Annotated in this window: 15 protein-coding genes and 1 pseudogene; 13 read left to right on the top strand and 3 right to left on the bottom strand. The window is 72.0% G+C overall.

The features are described from left to right. Positions 1-139 precede the first annotated feature (139 nt). A pseudogene (locus ACWD0J_RS33835) lies at positions 140-886 on the top strand (endo alpha-1,4 polygalactosaminidase); the annotation flags it as partial. A gap of 118 nt (positions 887-1,004) precedes the next feature. Here ACWD0J_RS33835 and ACWD0J_RS33830 read toward each other — a convergent pair. Next, positions 1,005-2,465, bottom strand: a complete 1,461-nt coding sequence (locus ACWD0J_RS33830; RefSeq protein ID WP_451499680.1) for a glyceraldehyde-3-phosphate dehydrogenase — start codon at positions 2,463-2,465, stop codon at positions 1,005-1,007. Positions 2,466-2,655: 190 nt separating this feature from the next. Here ACWD0J_RS33830 and ACWD0J_RS33825 point away from each other — a divergent pair, with 190 nt between their 5' ends. The 3 genes from ACWD0J_RS33825 (at position 2,656) to ACWD0J_RS33815 (ending at position 5,397) form a co-directional block, all read left to right on the top strand. Continuing rightward, positions 2,656-4,224, top strand: a complete 1,569-nt coding sequence (locus ACWD0J_RS33825; protein ID WP_451499679.1) for a purine-cytosine permease family protein — start codon at positions 2,656-2,658, stop codon at positions 4,222-4,224. Continuing rightward, complete coding sequence (locus ACWD0J_RS33820) at positions 4,221-4,769, top strand: cysteine hydrolase family protein (RefSeq protein WP_451499678.1); 549 nt, start codon at positions 4,221-4,223, stop codon at positions 4,767-4,769. The genes ACWD0J_RS33825 and ACWD0J_RS33820 overlap by 4 nt, the downstream gene beginning before the upstream one ends. A 226-nt stretch (positions 4,770-4,995) precedes the next feature. Continuing rightward, a complete protein-coding gene (locus ACWD0J_RS33815) occupies positions 4,996-5,397 on the top strand; it encodes an SseB family protein (protein ID WP_451499677.1) in 402 nt (133 codons plus the stop codon). Positions 5,398-5,477: 80 nt separating this feature from the next. On the opposite strand, the gene ACWD0J_RS33810 is transcribed toward ACWD0J_RS33815, so the two are convergent. Together ACWD0J_RS33810 and ACWD0J_RS33805 are read right to left on the bottom strand one after the other, a co-directional pair. Continuing rightward, complete coding sequence (locus ACWD0J_RS33810; protein ID WP_451499676.1) at positions 5,478-5,867, bottom strand: MarR family winged helix-turn-helix transcriptional regulator; 390 nt, start codon at positions 5,865-5,867, stop codon at positions 5,478-5,480. 96 nt (positions 5,868-5,963) lie between these two features. Beyond that, positions 5,964-6,995 (bottom strand): LacI family DNA-binding transcriptional regulator, encoded by a 1,032-nt coding sequence (locus tag ACWD0J_RS33805; RefSeq protein WP_451499675.1) that lies wholly within the window; start codon positions 6,993-6,995, stop codon positions 5,964-5,966. Positions 6,996-7,194: 199 nt separating this feature from the next. On the opposite strand from ACWD0J_RS33805, the gene ACWD0J_RS33800 reads away from it, so the two are divergent. From ACWD0J_RS33800 to galE, 9 genes are all read left to right on the top strand, one after another. Further along, entirely contained in the window at positions 7,195-9,216 is a 2,022-nt protein-coding gene (locus ACWD0J_RS33800; RefSeq protein ID WP_451499674.1) for a beta-galactosidase, read from the top strand. Positions 9,217-9,422: 206 nt separating this feature from the next. Then, complete coding sequence (locus tag ACWD0J_RS33795) at positions 9,423-9,710, top strand: ArsR family transcriptional regulator (protein ID WP_451499673.1); 288 nt, start codon at positions 9,423-9,425, stop codon at positions 9,708-9,710. Between the two features lie 100 nt (positions 9,711-9,810). Beyond that, a complete protein-coding gene (locus ACWD0J_RS33790; protein WP_451499672.1) occupies positions 9,811-10,773 on the top strand; it encodes an SMP-30/gluconolactonase/LRE family protein in 963 nt (320 codons plus the stop codon). Positions 10,774-10,934: 161 nt separating this feature from the next. Beyond that, positions 10,935-11,396: a fluoride efflux transporter FluC gene (locus ACWD0J_RS33785; protein ID WP_451499671.1), complete on the top strand. Its 462-nt coding sequence runs from the start codon at positions 10,935-10,937 to the stop codon at positions 11,394-11,396. Positions 11,397-11,588: 192 nt separating this feature from the next. Continuing rightward, positions 11,589-11,963, top strand: a complete 375-nt coding sequence (gene crcB / locus ACWD0J_RS33780) for a fluoride efflux transporter CrcB (RefSeq protein ID WP_451499670.1) — start codon at positions 11,589-11,591, stop codon at positions 11,961-11,963. Between the two features lie 72 nt (positions 11,964-12,035). Next, positions 12,036-12,872: an undecaprenyl-diphosphate phosphatase gene (locus tag ACWD0J_RS33775; RefSeq protein ID WP_451499669.1), complete on the top strand. Its 837-nt coding sequence runs from the start codon at positions 12,036-12,038 to the stop codon at positions 12,870-12,872. A 577-nt stretch (positions 12,873-13,449) separates the two neighbouring features. Further along, on the top strand, positions 13,450-14,478 hold the full coding sequence (locus ACWD0J_RS33770) for a UDP-glucuronic acid decarboxylase family protein (RefSeq protein WP_451499668.1): 1,029 nt from the start codon (positions 13,450-13,452) through the stop codon (positions 14,476-14,478). Then, the gene (locus ACWD0J_RS33765) at positions 14,475-16,346 is read left to right on the top strand and encodes a glycosyltransferase (protein ID WP_451499667.1); all 1,872 of its coding nucleotides are present in this window, start codon (positions 14,475-14,477) and stop codon (positions 16,344-16,346) included. Before ACWD0J_RS33770 ends, ACWD0J_RS33765 begins: the two co-directional genes overlap by 4 nt. Before the next feature lie 66 nt (positions 16,347-16,412). Continuing rightward, positions 16,413-17,435: a UDP-glucose 4-epimerase GalE gene (gene galE / locus ACWD0J_RS33760; protein ID WP_451499666.1), complete on the top strand. Its 1,023-nt coding sequence runs from the start codon at positions 16,413-16,415 to the stop codon at positions 17,433-17,435. Positions 17,436-17,463: the final 28 nt, after the last annotated feature.

Raw genomic sequence — 17,463 nt, 5'->3', positions numbered from 1 at the left:
GCGGGCGACGAGGTGCACAATCTCGGAATCAGTCTCATCAAACATGAGGGACTGACCCTGGAAGAAGCGGTCGCGGAAGTCCGCCGACGAGTGGACCCCCGGCAGCCCTCCGGCCACCGGCCGGCCGTCCGCGCCCGAGTCCGGCGGCTCCCCGTCCGCGCCCGGTGCGCCGGCCGGCCCCGGCAAGGCGCTGTGGAAGCCGCGTCCCGGCCTGGCCTGGCAGTGGCAACTGGACGGAAAGGTGAACCCGTCGGCCGACGTGCCGGTCTACGACATCGACGGCTTCGAGAACTCCGCGGCCGACGTGGCCCGTCTGCACCGCGACGGCCGCAAGGTGATCTGCTACGTCAACGCCGGTGCCTGGGAGGACTTCCGGCCCGACAAGGACGCCTTCCCGCGCCCGGTGCTCGGGAAGCCCAACGGCTGGGCGGGCGAACGGTGGCTGGACATCCGGCAGCTCTCCGTCCTGCGGCCGGTCATGGAGCGGCGCTTCGACATGTGCCGCGACAAGGGCTTCGACGCGGTGGAGCCCGACCTGGTGGAGGGCTACGGCAACGACACCGGCTTCCCGCTCACCGCGCGCGACCAGCTCCGGTACAACCGCATGATCGCGGCCATCGCCCACGAGCGCGGTCTGGCGGTGGGCCTGAAGAACGACCTCCCGCAGATCCCCCAGCTCCTGGCCGACTTCGACTTCGCGGTGAACGAGGAGTGCGCGCAGTACGACGAGTGCGGGGAACTCGCTCCGTTCACCGCGGCCGGCAAGGCGGTGTTCCACGTGGAGTACACGGAACCCACCAGCACCTTCTGTGCCGAATCCCGCCGCCTGAAGCTGTCCTCGATGGTGAAGGAACCGGAACTCGGGGTGTGGCGCGACCCCTGCTGACACCGTGCCGGGAGGCCCTGGCTGCCAGCGGCGGCCCCCGTCTCCGTCCCGCGGGCGCGGACGCCGGAGCCCGGCGCCCTTTCCATCGGGGCGCCGGGCCGGGCCGGGTGCCCGGGGCTCAGGCCGCCGGGAGCGGAGCCGGGGCCGGGTACGTGGGGTACTCCACGCCCGAGACGTGCTGGACGACGCGGATGACCTGGCAGGAGTAGCCGAACTCGTTGTCGTACCAGAGGTAGAGGATCGCGTTGTCGCCGTCGACCTTGGTCGCTCCGGCGTCGACGATCGAGGCGTGCCGGGAGCCGATGAAGTCGCTGGAGACCGCGTCGGGGGCGGTGGTGAAGTCGATCTGGCGCTTGAGCGGCGAGGTCAGCGAGACGTCGCGCAGATGGCCGAGGACCTCCTCGCGGGTGGTCTCGCGGCCCAGCCGCAGGCTGAGGATCGCGATCGAGACGTCCGGCACCGGCACCCGGATGGAACTGCCGGTGATCGGCGCCTTGAGGCCGGGCAGCGCCTTGGCGACGGCGGAGGCGGCACCCGTCTCCGTGATCACCATGTTGAGCGGCGCGGACCGGCCCCGGCGGTCGGCCTTGTGGTAGTTGTCCAGCAGGTTCTGGTCGTTGGTGAACGAGTGGACGGTCTCCACGTGCCCGCGCAGGACGCCGAACTCGTCCGCCATCGCCTTCAGCGGCGGCACGATCGCGTTGGTGGTGCAGGACGCGCAGGACAGGATCCGCTCGTCCGGCTTGATCGTGTCGTGGTTGACGCCGTGCACGATGTTGGGCACGTCGCCCTTGCCCGGCGCGGTCAGGACGACCTTGTCGATGCCGGGACGCAGGTGACGGGAGAGCCCCTGGCGGTCCCGCCAGTTGCCGGTGTTGTCGATGAGGATGGCGTTCTTGACGCCGTACGCCGTGTAGTCCACCGATGCCGGGTCGTCGGCGTAGATCACCTTGATCTCGTTGCCGTTGGCGACGATCGTGCTGTTCGCCTCGTCGACCGTGATCGTGCCCTGGAACTGGCCGTGGATCGAGTCGCGCCGCAGCAGCGAGGCGCGCTTGACGAGATCCTCGCCGGCCCCGCCGCCGCGCACGACGATGGCGCGCAGCCGCAGGCCGTTGCCGGAGCCGGTCTTCTCGATCAGCAGCCGGGCCACCAGGCGGCCGATCCGGCCGAAGCCGTACAGGACCACATCGCGCGGCTCACGGCGCTCGATCCTGTCCGCGCCGGTGGCCCCGGCGACCGCCTCGGCGGTGAAGTCCTCCACCGACAGGCCGCGGTCGTCGGCCCGGTACGTGGCGGCGAGCATGCCGATGTCGATCTGGGACGGGCCGAGGTCGAGGGCCGTGAGCGTACGGAGGAACGGCAGCGTCTCGGTGACCGACAGCTCCTCGCCGGCTATCTGACGGGCGAAGCGGTGGGTCTTGAGGATGCTCACCACCGACTTGTTCACCAGGGAGCGGCTGTGCAGCAGGACCGTGACGTCCCGCTCCCGGTGCAGCTTCCCGATGAGGGGGATCATCGACTCCGCAATCTCCTCGCGGGTTTTCCAGTTGGTGAACGAGTCGTCCTTGACAGTCACGAGCATCTCTTTCGAGCTAGGCGGCGCTCATATGCTAAACGCAGGGTCGCGAGGGCTGCGCGCGGGGTCCGCCGGGGCCGCCAGGGCAGAGGCGGACGGCGCACGGTCGTACGGCTGGTCCTTGATCTCCTTGACGGTCCCCACCGCCGTGCCTAGCCTCCACACACCCGTCCAGACAGGCAGGTCGACGATGGCAGACTTCCCGGACCGCACCGGCGGAACGGCGGCAGGTACTCCCGACCGCACCGGCGGACCCTTCGCGGACTCCCCGGCCCCCTCCGGCGGACGTTCCGCGAGCCGGCAGCTCCAGGTGGAGACGCACGGCCTCGACGTGATCGGCGACACCGAACGCAAGGGCACTCCCGCCACCCTGTTCTGGCCCTGGTTCGGGGCCAACGTCTCCATTCTCGGACTGAGTTACGGCGCCTTCGCGCTCGGCTTCGGCATCTCCTTCCGGCAGGCGCTGACCGCCGGAGTGATCGGCATCGTCTTCTCGTTCCTGCTGTGCGGTCTCGTCGGCGTCATCGGCAAACGCGGATCCGCGCCGACGATGGTGCTCAGCCGCGCCGCCTACGGAGTACGCGGCAACCGTCTGCCCTCGGCGATCTCCTGGATCCTCACCGTCGGCTGGGAGACCGTGCTGTGCTCCCTCGCCACGCTGGCCACCGCGACCGTGTTCGGCCGGCTCGGCTGGGGCGGCGGCACCGGGACCAAGGCCGTCGCCCTGATCCTGGTCGGCGCGCTCATCGTCGTCGGCGGGGTGATGGGCTTCGACCTGATCATGCGCCTGCAGACGGTGATCACCGTCGTGACCGGCGCGCTCACCCTCGTCTACGTCGGGCTGGTCGCCGACCACATCCACTGGAGCACGGTCAGCGCGCTCCCGGCGGGCTCCGCGCAGGAGTTCATCGGCGCGCTGGTGTTCATGATGACCGGCTTCGGCCTCGGCTGGGTCAACGCCGCCGCCGACTACTCCCGTTATCTGCCGCGCACCGCGTCGAGCCGGGGCGTGATCGGCTGGACCACCTTCGGCGCGTCGGTGGCGCCCCTGCTCCTGCTGGTCTTCGGCCTGCTGCTGGCCGGTTCCTCCGCCGGCCTCAGCACGGCCGTCGCCGCCGACCCGATCGGCGCGCTCACCACGATCCTGCCCACCTGGTTCCTGGTCCCGTTCGCCGTGGTCGCGGTCCTCGGCCTGGTCGGCGGCGCGGTCCTCGACATCTACTCCTCCGGCCTGGCCCTGCTCTCCGCCGGACTGCGCGTGCCCCGCTACCTGGCCGCGCTCTTCGACGGGGTCCTGATGATCGCGGGTTCGGTCTACATCGTGTTCGTCGCCGACGACTTCCTCGGCCAGTTCATGGGTTTCCTGACCACACTCGGCGTCCCCATCGCCGCCTGGTGCGGCATCGTCCTCGCCGACCTGGCGCTGCGCCGCCGCCCCTACGACGACGGCGACCTCTACCGTCCCCACGGCCGCTACGGCGCCGTACCGCTCGCCCCACTGCTGCTCACCCTCGCCGCGACCGCACTCGGCTGGGGCCTGGTCACCAACTCGGCCGCGGGCTGGCTGGAATGGCAGGGCTATCTGCTCGGACCCCTGGGCCTCGGCGGTACGTCCGGCTCCTGGGCGTACGCCAACCTGGGCGTCCTGGCCGCCCTCGCGCTCGGGTTCCTCGGCACCCTGGCCCTCGGCCGCGGGCGGGTCCGCGCGCAGGAGGCGCAGGCACCGAGCCCGACGGCGGACGCGGGCGTGCTCACGTGACCGCCGGACTGCTCGCCGTCATCGACATGCAGCGCGCCTTCGCCGAGCCCGACAGCCCGTGGGCCACCCCGCGTTTCGCCCGGGCGGCGGCAGGCGTACGACGACTGCTGCCGGCCTACGGGGAACGCGTCACGTTCACCCGCTTCGTCGCCCCCGACCGGCCCGCCGGTGCCTGGCGGGCGTACTACGCGCGGTGGCCCTTCGCCCGGCAACCCCCGCACGCCCGGCTGTGGCAGCTCACCGACGAGTTCGCCACCGCGGCCCGCGACACCGTGGACGCGCCCACCTTCGGCAAGTGGACCCCCGAGCTGGCCGCCCGCGTCGGTCCCGGGGGCCGTCTGGTCCTGGCCGGCGTCAGCACCGACTGCTGTGTGCTGTCCACCGCCCTCGCCGCGGCCGACGCCGGCATCGAGGTGCTGGTGGCGTCCGACGCCTGCGCGGGCGCGGACGACGCCTCGCACGCCGAGGCGCTGCACGTGATGGACCGCTACCGGCCGCTGATCCGGGTGGTCACCGTGGCGGAGCTGCTGGGGGAGACGGGCTGAGCGGTTCTCCCTGTCCGCCCCCGTCTGCCTCTCCTGATCTCCCGGCGTCCCTCCGATCCCGCGCACCGCCCGGATCCCTGACCTGCGCCGGTCACCGGTACCCCGGCTGAATCCCCGGAGCCCGATGATTGCCCCGGCTGCCGTCGGGTACGCGAGCAGGACCGTGCCCGAGGCGATCTTGTCCCGGGCGGGGCACGCACGACCGCCGCTATCAGGGGAATCAGCCATGGACACACCCGCGTACGACAACACACCCACCCCGGCCCGGCAGGCGCTGGACGCGCTGGCCGAGAACACCGAGGACATCGCGGCGCTGGACACCCTCGCGAGGAGCGAGGTGCTGGTGCCCGTGCCCGACGACGCAGGCCAGGAGGAGGCCGGTGACCCCGGCACGGTGGCGCTGCCCGTCCTCGAACAGAAGAACGGGGCTCCGGTGGTGCCCGTGTTCACCTCCGAGCCCGAGATGGCGGAGCTGCTCCCGTACGTCTCCCGCTACCGGCTGGTCCCGCTGGGCGCGCTCGCCGCACAGTGGCCGGCCGACGACCTGTCGCTCAGCATCGACGCCAGCTCCGAGCACCCGCTGACTCTCACCTCCGAGGGCGTACGCACCCTGCTGGCCAGGCCGTAGCACGCACCACTCACCGGAACGGGGCCCGGCCACCGCGCAGCGGCAGAGGAACGGCCGGGCCCGGTGAGGGGGTGCGCGGCTCAGCCGTTGAGCATGCGGTCCAGGACCGCGCGCTGGAGCGGCAGCACCTCGGCGTGCAGCTCGCGGCCCTTGCGGGTCAGGGCCACCCACACACCGCGACGGTCCTGCTCGCACACCGAACGGGCCACCAGGCCGTCCTTCTCCAGCCGGCCGATGAGCCGGGACAGCGCGCTTTGGCTGAGATGCACCCGTCCGACGAGGTTCTGCACACGGCACTGGTCGCCCTCCTGGGGCGACTCGGCGGCCAGGATGTCGAGCACTTCGAAGTCGCTCGCGCCCAGCCCATGAGGGTGCAGCACACGATCGATCTCGCACATCGTGCGCGCGTGCACGGACAGGATGTCCCGCCACCGTTCTTCGAGACCGGCCTGGGCCGTTTTCACCGACATACCTGAACGGTAGCACCGAACCGGCCATTCGTTGACTATGCAACTACTGCACGCGCATGAGTTTCGAGTGGCCCCTCATCCCGCGTCCGCCTGGAGCTAGGTCGACTCCCGCTTCACCAGCTCCGTCGGCAGGATCACCGCCGCCGGTTCCTCGCCCCCGATCTGTGCCAGCAGCACCCGGACCATCTCCGCGCTGATGCGGTCCCAGGGCTGGCGGATGGTCGTCAGCTCGGGGCGGGTGGAGAGCGCGGCCGGGGAGTCGTCGAAGCCGCCGACGGCCACGTCCCGCGGCACCCGCCGGCCCGCCCGCTCCAGCGCGGTCAGCACACCCTGCGCCATCAGGTCGGAGGCGACGAACACGGCGTCCAGGTCCGGCACCCGCGCCAGCAGCCGCTCCCCGCCCGCCTCGCCGCTGGCGCGGCTGTAGTCGCCGGAGACGATCAGCCGCTCGTCGAGCTCGATGCCCGCCTCCGCGAGCACCTCCTTGTAGCCGGCCAGCCGCTCGACCCCGCCCGGGGTGTCCAGCGGGCCGGTGACCACGCCGACGCGGCGGCGGCCCAGCGAGAGGAGGTGGCGGACCATGTCCCGGGCGCCGTCCCGGTCGTCCGCCGCCACGTAGCTCACCCGCGAGCCGAGCCCGATCGGCTTGCCGCACGCGACCAGCGGCACGCCCGCCTCGCGCAGTTCCTCGGCGACCGGGTTCCCGGAGTGGCTGGAGACCAGCAGCACCCCGCCGACGTGCCCGGCCGTGATGTACCGGGTGATGCGCCGCCGCTCGTCCTCGGTGCCGGCCAGCATCAGCAGCAGGGGGATGTCGTGGGCGGCCAGCGCCTGCGTGCAGCCGCGCAGCAGGACGTTGAAGTTCGGGTCCTCGAAGAACCGCTCCTGCGGCTCGGTGAGCAGGAAGCCGACGGAGTCCGAACGTCCGGTGATCAGCGAACGGGCGTGCCGGTTGACGACGTAACCCGTCTTGCGGATGGCGGCGTTGACCGCCTCCGCCGCGGCGGGGCTGACGTAGTGCCCTCCGTTGAGCACGCGTGAGACGGTGCCGCGTGAGACTCCCGCCTCCCGCGCCACGTCGTGGATCGTCGGCGGTCTGCGCCGGCCCCCCGCACTGTTCATGGTCACGACTTTACGGCCCGCGGCGGCGGGGGAGAGGGCGCTCCTGTCGCCGGATCTCACCGGGGAAGCCCGTCACTCTGTGATCGTGCACAGCAACGGCTGGATTCCGGCACTTGGCAAGCCTCACCCTCGTACGGTTATCTTGGGCCGCACGCTGCTGAAGCCGTGTGTGCACGTTCACATCTACCTGAATCGGGAGAGACCCATGCCGGAGACCGCCCCCAAGGGCCTCACCAGGCTCGCCTTCGGCGGGGACTACAACCCGGAGCAGTGGCCGGAGAGCGTCTGGCAGGAGGACGTCCGGCTGATGCGGGAGGCCGGCGTCACCATGGTGAGCGTCGGGATCTTCTCCTGGGCACTGCTGGAGCCCGAGCCCGGCGCGTACGACTTCGGCTGGCTGGACCGCCTCCTCGACCTGCTGCACGACAACGGCGTGCGCGTCGACCTCGGCACCCCCACGGTCGTCCCCCCGGCCTGGTTCTACCGCGCCCACCCGGACGCGCTGCCCGTGACGGCCGACGGCGTCCGGTACGCGTTCGGTTCGCGCGGCGCCATCTGCCACAGCAACGCCGACTACCGCGCCGCCGCCGCGCGCATCACCACCCGGCTCGCCGAGCGCTACGCGGGCCACCCGGCCCTGGCGATGTGGCACGTGCACAACGAGTACGGCGTCCCCGTCTCGGCCTGCTACTGCGACTCCTGCGCCGCGCACTTCCGCCGCTGGCTGGAGACGACGTACGGCACGGTCGACGCGGTCAACGAGGCCTGGGGCACCGCCTTCTGGGGCCAGCGGTACGCCGGCCTGGAGCAGATCGACCCGCCGCGCACCGCCCCCACGGTCGGCAATCCGGGCCAGGCGCTGGACTACAAGCGGTTCGCCGACGCCACCATGCGCGAGAACTTCGTCATGGAACGGGACATCCTGCACCGCCTGTCGCCGGGCATCCCGGTCACCACCAACTTCATGACCGCGCTCAGCCAGTGCGACTCCGTCGACTACTGGGCCTGGGGCCGCGAGGTCGACCTGGTCACCAACGACCACTACCTGATCACCGACGGCCGCCGCACCCACGTCAACCTCGCGATGGCCGCCGACCTGACCCGCTCGGTCGCGGGCGGCGCCCCGTGGCTGCTCCTCGAACACTCCACCTCGGGCGTCAACTGGCAGGCCCGCAACCCGGCCAAGGCGCCGGGGCAGATGGCCCGCAACTCCCTCGCGCACGTGGCGCGCGGCTCCGAGGGCGCCATGTTCTTCCAGTGGCGCCAGTCGAGGCGCGGCGCCGAGAAGTTCCACTCGGCGATGGTCCCGCACGGCGGCACCGACACCCGCGTGTGGCGGGAGGTGGTCGAACTCGGCGCGTCCCTGGACTCGTTGAGCGCGCTCCGCGGCACCCGCACCGAGGCCGACGTGGCCGTCCTGTGGGACTGGCACTCCTGGTGGGCGCAGAACCTCCAGTGGCGCCCCAGCGAGGACCACGACGCGCGCGAACGCGCCGACGCCTTCTACGAGGCCCTCTACGACCGCCATCTCACCGTCGACTTCGCCCACCCGGAAGCCGACCTGTCGGCTTATCCCCTGGTCGTCGTCCCCGCGCTCTACCTGATGACCGAGGCCGCCGGGCGCAACCTCGAACGGTACGTCGAGAACGGCGGCACCCTCGTCGTCTCGTACTTCTCCGGCATCGTCGACGAGCACGACGCCGTCCACGAGGGGCCCCACCCCGGTCCGCTGCGGAACGTGCTCGGCCTGACCGTCGAGGAGTTCTCGCCGCTGCTCCAGGGCCAGTCGGTGCGCATCACCGGCCCCGACGGCTCGGAGCTCACCGGTGACGTGTGGACCGAGTTCGTGGTGCCGCGCGAGGCCGAGCCCGTGTGGATGTACGCCGACGGTCTGACCGCCGGCCGGCCCGCCGTCACCCGGCACCGCCTCGGCGAGGGCACCGCCTGGTACGTCTCCACCCGTCTCGACGCCCAGGGCCTGGACGCGCTGCTGGGCCGCGCCGTCGCGGGCGCGGGCGTCGCCACCCGCGCCGGCCTGCCCCGGGACGTCGAAGTGGTGCGCCGCACCGGCGAGTCGGGCACCTACCTGTTCGCGATCAACCACACCGCGTCCGACGTCAAGGTGGTGCTGGACACGGACGGCACCGAACTGCTCACCGGTGAACGGGCGGCGGGCCGCCTGCCCCTGCCGGCGGGTGCCGTGCGGGTGGTCCGGCTCGACGGCTAAACCGACTCCCCTCCGCCCGCGTGAGCCCCCGGGCCGCGGGCGGAGGGGACCCTTCCCTCCTCCGCCCTCCTCGCGCGTACCGAACAGACTTACGTCGCAAAGGAGTTCGGTACCGGACAAGGTTGCCCAGTCGGCGGACAGGGTGGCTTCGACTGCGGGACAGTGGGCAGACGCGGTACGAGGAGGCTCGGACGGAGGGGACGACGATGCTGAGGACTCCGACCGCCGAGAGGCGCCTGGACATTCTCGAATGGCTGAAGGACCCGGTCGCGCACTTCCCGCCGCAGCGGTACGGCGACCTCGTCACGGACGGCGTCACCGCGGACGCCGTCGCCCGGAAGCTCGGCGTGCGCCGTGCGGTCGCCGAGACCCATCTCGGCCTCCTCGCGGACATCGGTCTGCTGCGCACCCGGAGAATCCGGCGGCGCGTCCACTACCGGCGCGACGACATGCGGATCGCCGAGGTGGCGCGCATGTTCGAGAAGGGCTGGTAGGCACAGGCCGGCTCCGGTGAGCACCGGCCGGACCCGGCGGACACCGGTCCGCGGCTCGTGCCCGCCCGGCCGGCCGTCTCCGACAGCAGGAGGAGCGCACATGGACCGTCCCACCGCTCTGGTCCCCCGCCGCTATGTCGCGGTCGGCGGACGCGGCCCCGAGGACGTGGTGGCCGATGCCCGCGGACGCGTGCTGACCGGGCTGGCCGACGGCCGCATCCTGCGCCTGGACGGGCTGACGGACTCCGCCGCGCCCCGCGTCGAAGTGCTGGCCAGGACCGGCGGCAGGCCGCTCGGCCTCGAACTCCACCCGGACGGCACCTTGTTGGTGTGCGACGCCGAACGCGGACTGCTGTGCGCCGACCTCGACGACGGCACCGTACGCGTGCTCGCCGACTCGGTGGCGGGGGAGCGGCTGCGGTTCTGCAGCAATGCCGTCGCCCTGTCCGACGGCAGCGTGTACGTCACCGTCTCCAGCCGCCGCTACCCCCTGGACCAGTGGATCGGCGACCTCGTCGAGCACACCGGCACCGGCCGGCTCCTGCGCCTGGCCCCCGGCAGCGACACGCCCGAAGTCCTCCTGGAGGGCCTCCAGTTCGCCAACGGGCTGGCCGCGAGCGGCGACGAGTCCTTCCTGATCGTCGCCGAGACGGGAGCGTACCGGCTGACCCGCTACTGGCTCACGGGAGCGCGGGCGGGACACCGCGAGCCCTTCGTCGAGGACCTCCCGGGGATGCCCGACAACATCTGGCGCGCCGGACCCGGGGGCCCGGTGTGGGTGTCGCTCGCCGGCCCCCGCGTCCCGCCGCTGGACCTGCTGCACCGCGGCAGCCCGTCCGTCCGCCTGGCCGCCGCCCGTCTGGCGGTGAGCGCCCCCTTCTGCCCCACGGGGACGATCGGTGTCCTCGCGGTCGACGACGACGCCCGGGTGCTCCACCACCTCACCCGGCGCCGCTCCGGTTTCCGCATGGTCACCAGCGTCTGCGAGACCGCCGGCCACCTGATCCTCGGCAGCCTGTGGGAGAACGGCGTCGCGGTCTGTGAGGCACCCGCCGCGAAATGACCCGGGCAGAGCCCCGGGGTTACCCTGTTGACCGGCCGCGACGACCCTCGCGGCGCGGCGGTGGGGCCCGCCGTACCCGAACCGCGGCCGGCGCCGCCAACGGTCCCTGCTTGCGATGGCGCGCGCCCGTCCGGGCCCCGGCGAGTAGGAGACGTACGACCATGACAGCCCCGGAGGCCGGGAATCTGCCCGTCCCCGCGCGGACCACCCGACAACCGGAATGGCGCGGTCAGGCTCCCGTCGTCGCGGTGGTCGCGCTCGGCGGCGCCCTCGGTGCCACCGCCCGGTACGCCCTCGTTCTGGAGTGGCCCGCCCCGCCCGGCGGATTCCCCTGGGCGGCCTTCTGGACCAACGTCGTCGGCTGTGCCCTGATCGGCGTGTTCATGGTGATCGTCACCGACGGGTGGGCCGCCCACCGCCTGGTCCGGCCGTTCTTCGGCACCGGCGTCCTCGGCGGCTTCACCACGTTCTCCACGTACGCCGTCGACATCCAGGAGCTGGCCGGCTCCGGCCACGCCCGCACCGGGCTGGCCTACCTCGCCGCGACCCTGCTCGCCGCGCTCTGCGCGGTGTGGCTCGCGGCCGTGGCCACCCGGCGCGTCCTGCACGGGAGGCGGCCATGACCGAACCGGCCGGCCGCGCCCCGCGCGTGACCGTCCTCATCGGCGGGCACGGCACCGGGCGCGGGCGTTGCCGCCCCGGCTCGACGAGCTCGTCACCGGGGGACCGGTGACGCTCGACGCGTGCGGGGTCATCCGGTGCGCCGGCCGGGGAAGCGATCAGGACAATCCGGGCACGAAGGGTAAGAAATCGTTGTGAACTGGCTGCTCGTCGTCGCGGGCGCGATGGTCGGCGCCCCCCTCCGCCACCTCACCGACCGGGCGGTGCGGTCCCGGCACGACTCGGTCTTCCCCTGGGGCACCTTCGCGGTCAACGTCACCGGCTGTCTCGTCCTCGGCCTGCTGACCGGCGCGGCGGCGGCCGGAGCCGCCGATTCCCCCCTCCAGCTGCTCGTCGGCACCGGCCTGTCCGGGGCGCTGACGACGTACTCGACCTTCTCGTACGAGACCCTCCGGCTGGCCGAGACGGGCGCCGGGTTCTATGCCGCCGCCAACGTGGTCGCGAGCGTGATGGCCGGTCTCGGGGCGGTTTTCGTGGGGGTGAGCCTGGCACGGGCGGTGTGGGCGTAGGGCTCGGCTCTCGTCGGCGTGTAGTAGGACTGGCCCCGCCGCACTGGCCCTCCCCGAGAAGAACTGGATCCCATGAGCGTCATCAGCGTCGGTCAGGCCGTCGTCCTCGGAGCCGTCGAGGGGGTGACCGAGTTCCTGCCCGTGTCCTCCACCGGCCATCTGAAGATCGTCGAGGGGCTCATGGGGATCCCCGTCGACGACGACGCCGTCGTCGGCTTCTCGGCCGTCATCCAGGTCGGCGCGATCGCCGCGGTGCTCGTGTACTTCTTCACGGACATCGTCCGGATCGTCTCCGCGTGGGGCCGAGGCCTGGCCGACCGTGAGCAGCGCCAGCACCACGACTACAAGTTCGCCTGGTGGGTGATCTGCGCGACGATCCCCGTCGTCGTCGTCGGTCTGGCCGCCAAGCCGCTGATCGAGGGGCCGCTCGCCTCGCTGTGGGTCGTGGCGGGTTCGCTGATCGCCGGAAGCGGTGTGATGTGGGCGGCGGACCAGATGGGCCGGCACAAGCGCGGGGAGGACGACACCTCCTTCAAGGACGCGATGCTGGTCGGCGGCTCCCAGATCCTCGCCCTGCTCTTCCCCGGCTTCTCCCGCTCCGGCGCCACCATGTCCACGGCGCTCATCCTCGACCTGGACCGGATGGCCGCCACCCGGCTCTCCTTCTTCCTCGGCATCCCCGCCCTGACCGGCGCCGGCCTGTACGAACTGAAGGACGCCCTGGGCGCCGGGGTGGGCGCGGCTCCGCTCGCCGCCGGCACCGCCGTCTCCTTCGTCGTCGCCTACGCCTCCATCGCCTGGCTGCTGAGGTTCGTCGCCAAGCACTCCTTCAACGCGTTCGTGATCTACCGGATCGTCGTCGGCGTGCTGCTGTTCGGCCTGCTGGGCGCGGGTGCGCTGAGCGGCTGAGCGGTCGGCGCACGGCGGGTGCCGGCCGGCCGCCCGTGCGGGCCGGCCCGCCATCACGGCCGGCGAGGTCGTCGGCCTGGGCACCGCCCTCACCCCGGCCATCGGCCACGCGGCTGCCGCCGAGCCCGCCGAGGAACCCTCGTGACCGGCCGGGCGTCGCCGGACTCGTCCTGGAGCAGGGTCCGCTGCCCGCCGATCGCCCGGCGGAACCCCTTCGCCCGGAGGCGCTCGCCGGCAGCGGCACGGCGCGGACCGCCGGACGCACGGCACCCGCGCGCGTGACAACGGCGGGCCGTGCCGGGCCGACACGCGGTTCCGTCACGCTAAGGGATGAACCGTGCCGGACTGGCGCACCGTTCACATCCGAGTGGTGGCGGGATGCGCAGAGGCGGCGCCCACCGGGAGGTACCGGCTGATCGGCGCAGCCCGCGCCGCCGCACTCCGGAAAGTGCTATTTACGCTCATATGCTGAATCATGCGGTCCCCGATAAAGGCCGCCTCCTGACCCGGTGACCGATTCCCGTAACCCCGCGCCGGGCGGAGCGATGGAATCCCTTCGGCGAGTCCAGGAGAATTCATGCGTGTGGCCGTGACAGGTGGCGGCGGTTTTCTCGGTTCGCATCTCTGCGAAACACTCCTCCGGCGCGGTGACGAGGTCGTGTGCTTCGACGACTTCTCGACCGGCGATCCCGCGAACATCGCACCCTTTCTCGCAGACCCGGCTTTCGAACTCGTCCGCGGTGATGTCAGCCGGTCGGTCGAGGTGTCGGGTGGCGTCGACGCGGTCGCCCATCTGGCCAGCCCGGCCTCGCCACCCGACTACCTCGCCCGCCCGCTGGAGACGCTCGCCGTGGGCAGCCGCGGCACGGAGAACGCGCTGCGCCTGGCGGCCCGCCACGACGCGCGCTTCGTCCTGGCCTCGACCAGTGAGGTGTACGGAGACCCCGAAGTGCACCCTCAGGACGAGACGTACTGGGGCCATGTGAATCCGATCGGCCCGCGCAGCGTCTACGACGAGGCGAAAAGGTTCTCCGAGGCGCTGACCCAGGCCTACCGGACGAACCGCGGAACGAACACGGGAATCGTGCGGATCTTCAACACCTATGGCCCGCGCATGCGCCCGCACGACGGCCGGGTCGTCTCCAGCTTCGTCGTCCAGGCACTGGCCCAGGAGCCGTTGACCGTCTACGGCGACGGAAAACAGACCCGCAGTTTCTGCTACGTCGACGACCTGGTGCGCGGAATCGTCGCCATGCTCGACCACGACGAACCCGGACCGGTCAATCTCGGGAATCCCGTGGAACTGACGGTCCTGCAACTCGCCGAACTGGTGCTGAACCTGACGGGATCCCAGGCCGAGATCCAGTTCCACCCGCTGCCGGTCGACGACCCCGCCCGCCGTCGGCCGGTGATCGCACGGGCGGCGCGGCGCCTGGGCTGGAGCCCCGAGGTGGACATCGAGGACGGTGTGCGGCGCACGGTGGAATGGTTCGCCGCCCGGCCGGACGACATCGCCGCCGCTCTCTGTGCCCTCCGGGGCGGGCAGCAGGACGGCGTCGCCACCGCGGCGCCCTGCCCGGCCGGCGCGACCACCGCCGCGTCGTGACACAGACGGATCCCCGCCGCGCGCCCGGCACCGCCCTGGATACGGGTCCGGGCCTGCCGGACGCCGACGCCGCCATGCTGAGGACCCACCTGTGGGTCCTCTCGTCGGGCAACGTCGTCGACCTGGCGGCCGACGGACCGGTCTTCGGCAAGCCGCGCAGACCGGTCACACCCGGGCCCGCGTCCTGGATCCCCCGGCTGGGGCGCCTGGACCGGATGAAGGTGTCCCTGCTCGCGGTGTGCTGGTGGACCGCCCTCGTCTGCTTCTGGGAGTGGTGGCTGCGCCCGGAACACCGGGTCGGCTGGGCGGGCTTCGTGGTCAACAGCGCCCTTCTGCTGTACCTGTCCGTGCTGCCGCTGTACTTCGTCGTCGTGATGGTGCGGCTGCGCACCTTCGACCCGGCCGTGGAGGTGCCCCGGCTGCGGACCGCGTTCGTGGTGACCCGGGCACCGTCGGAGCCGTGGCCGGTCGCCCGCGCCACCCTGAGCGCGATGCTGCGCCAGGACTTCCCGCACCGCTACGACGTGTGGCTGTGCGACGAGGACCCGGACCGGGAGATCCTTGACTGGTGCGAGGCCAACGCCGTGCGGGTGTCCTGCCGCCGCGGTGTCGCCTCCTACCACCGGGACGCCTGGCCCCGCCGCACCCGGTGCAAGGAGGGCAACCTCGCCCACTTCTACGACCACTGGGGCTACTGCGACTACGACGTGGTCGCCCAGCTCGACGTCGACCACGTGCCCCACCCCCGCTACCTGGCGGAAGTCGTCCGGCCGTTCGCCGATCCGGCCGTCGGCTACGTCGCCGCCCCCAGCGTGTGCGACGCCAACGCCCGCACCTCGTGGTCGGCACGCGGACGACTGCACCGCGAGGCCACCTTCCACGGACCCATGCAGCTGGGCCACTCCGACGGCCTGGCACCGCTGTGCATCGGCTCCCACTACGCCGTACGCACCCGCGCCCTCCAGGACATCGGCGGGCTCGGCCCCGAGCTGGCCGAGGACTTCTCGACGACGTTCCTGCTGAACTCGGCCGGCTGGCACGGGGCGTTCGCCATCGACGCGGAGGCGCACGGCGACGGCCCCCTCACCTTCGCCGCCATGGTGACGCAGGAGTTCCAGTGGTCGCGGAGCCTGGTGTTCATGCTGCTGGGCATGCTCCCGAAACATCTGCGGCGCATGCCCGCACGGCTGAGGATCCGGTTCGCGTTCGCCCTCTCGTACTATCCGCTGCTCGCGCTGACCACCACCGCCGGCCTGCTGCTGCCGCCGATCGCCGCGGTCACGGGCCACCCGTGGATCAACATCAACTACATCGCCTTCCTCCTGCACTTCTGGGCCATGTCGTTCTTCCTGATCCTGCTCACCGTGCTGCTGCGCAGGCGGGGGCTGCTGCGGCCCGTCGACGCGCCGCTGCTGAGCTGGGAGAGCTGGCTGTTCGGACTGACCCGCTGGCCGTACGTGGCCTGGGGGGCCGCGGCAGCGCTGGCGCAGCGCCTGCGGCCGAGGAGGGTCGTCTTCAAGGTGACACCCAAGGTCCGTGACGGCATGGAGCCGTTGCCGCTGCGCCTGATGCTCCCCTACCTCCTGCTCACCGCCGTCCTGTCCGGCGCGGCCGTGGTCGGACAGCTGACCGGCCCCGCGATCGGCTACGTGTTCCTGTGCCTCCTCGGCTCCCTCGCCTACGCGCTGGTGACCCTCGCCGTCAGCGTGCTGCACATCCGTGAGACCGCGAGGTCCGCGGGGGTCGGGGCGGGCCGGGCGCTGCACACGGCGATCGTGCCGCTGACCGCGGGTCTCGTCGCGCTCGCACCACTGGCCTTCGCGCTGCTGCTGTTCCCCACCTACGTGCGGGGTTTCCTCCCGGGCTGACGCCCGTGGCTGCCCGGTGCCCCGCCCGGAACGTCCCACCCCTCACCGACGAGAACGAGGTGCCCGATGCCCGAAACGGTCCTGGTGACCGGTGGCGCCGGCTTCATCGGCAGCCACACCTGTGTCGAACTGCTCGCCCACGGCCACGAGGTCGTCGTCGTCGACAACCACGTCAACAGCTCCCCGCACGCCCTGGACCGGATCGCCAAGACCGCGGGGAGGCCCCTCGCCGCCGCCTACCGGGCCGACGTGCGCGACCGGCAGGCCCTCGCGCGCGTGTTCGCCGCCCATCAGGTGGACGCGGTCATCCATTTCGCCGCCCACAAGGCGGTCGGGGAGTCGGTGGCACGGCCGGTCGAGTACTACGACACGAACGTGGGCGGCACCTGCGCACTGCTGTCGGTCATGCACGAGCACGCCGTCCGCCGGCTGGTGTTCTCCTCGTCGTGCTCCGTCTACGGCGACGCGCGGACGGTGCCCCTGACCGAGCGGAGCCCGGTGGCGCCCACCAACCCCTACGCCCGCACCAAGCTGACGTGCGAGCGGATCCTGGAGGACGTCTGCGCCCACCTGACGGACCTGAAGGTGCTCGCCCTGCGCTACTTCAACCCGGTCGGAGCCCACCCCGGCGGCCTGCTCGGCGAGGACCCGCAAGGCGTCCCCGACAACGTCATGCCCTACGTCGCCCAGGTCGCCGTGGGCCGACGGGAGAAGCTGAGCGTCTTCGGGGACGACTACCCCACGCCGGACGGCACCGGCGTGCGGGACTACATCCACGTCATGGACGTCGCCGAGGGACACCGGGTGGCCCTTGAGCACCTGGACGACCACACCGGCATGCGGGTGTTCAACCTGGGCACCGGCACCGGCACCTCCGTACTGCAACTGGTCGCCGCCTTCGGTGAGGCGAGCGGCCGCCCCCTTCCCTACCAGGTCGTCGACCGCAGACCCGGCGACGTCGCCGAGCTCGTCGCCGACGCGAGCGCGGTGGCCGAGGCCTGGGGCTGGACCACCACACGTGACCTGGCCGCCATGTGCCGTGACGCCTGGCGGTTCCAGGAACTCAACCCCCACGGCTATGCCCGCTGACCCGTCGGCGTCGGCGGCCCACGACAGG

The sequence above is a fragment of the Streptomyces sp. NPDC003011 genome (genome assembly GCF_053591515.1).
The sequence above is the reverse complement of the archived record's forward strand: the minus strand, read 5'-3'. Positions and strand labels throughout refer to the sequence as shown.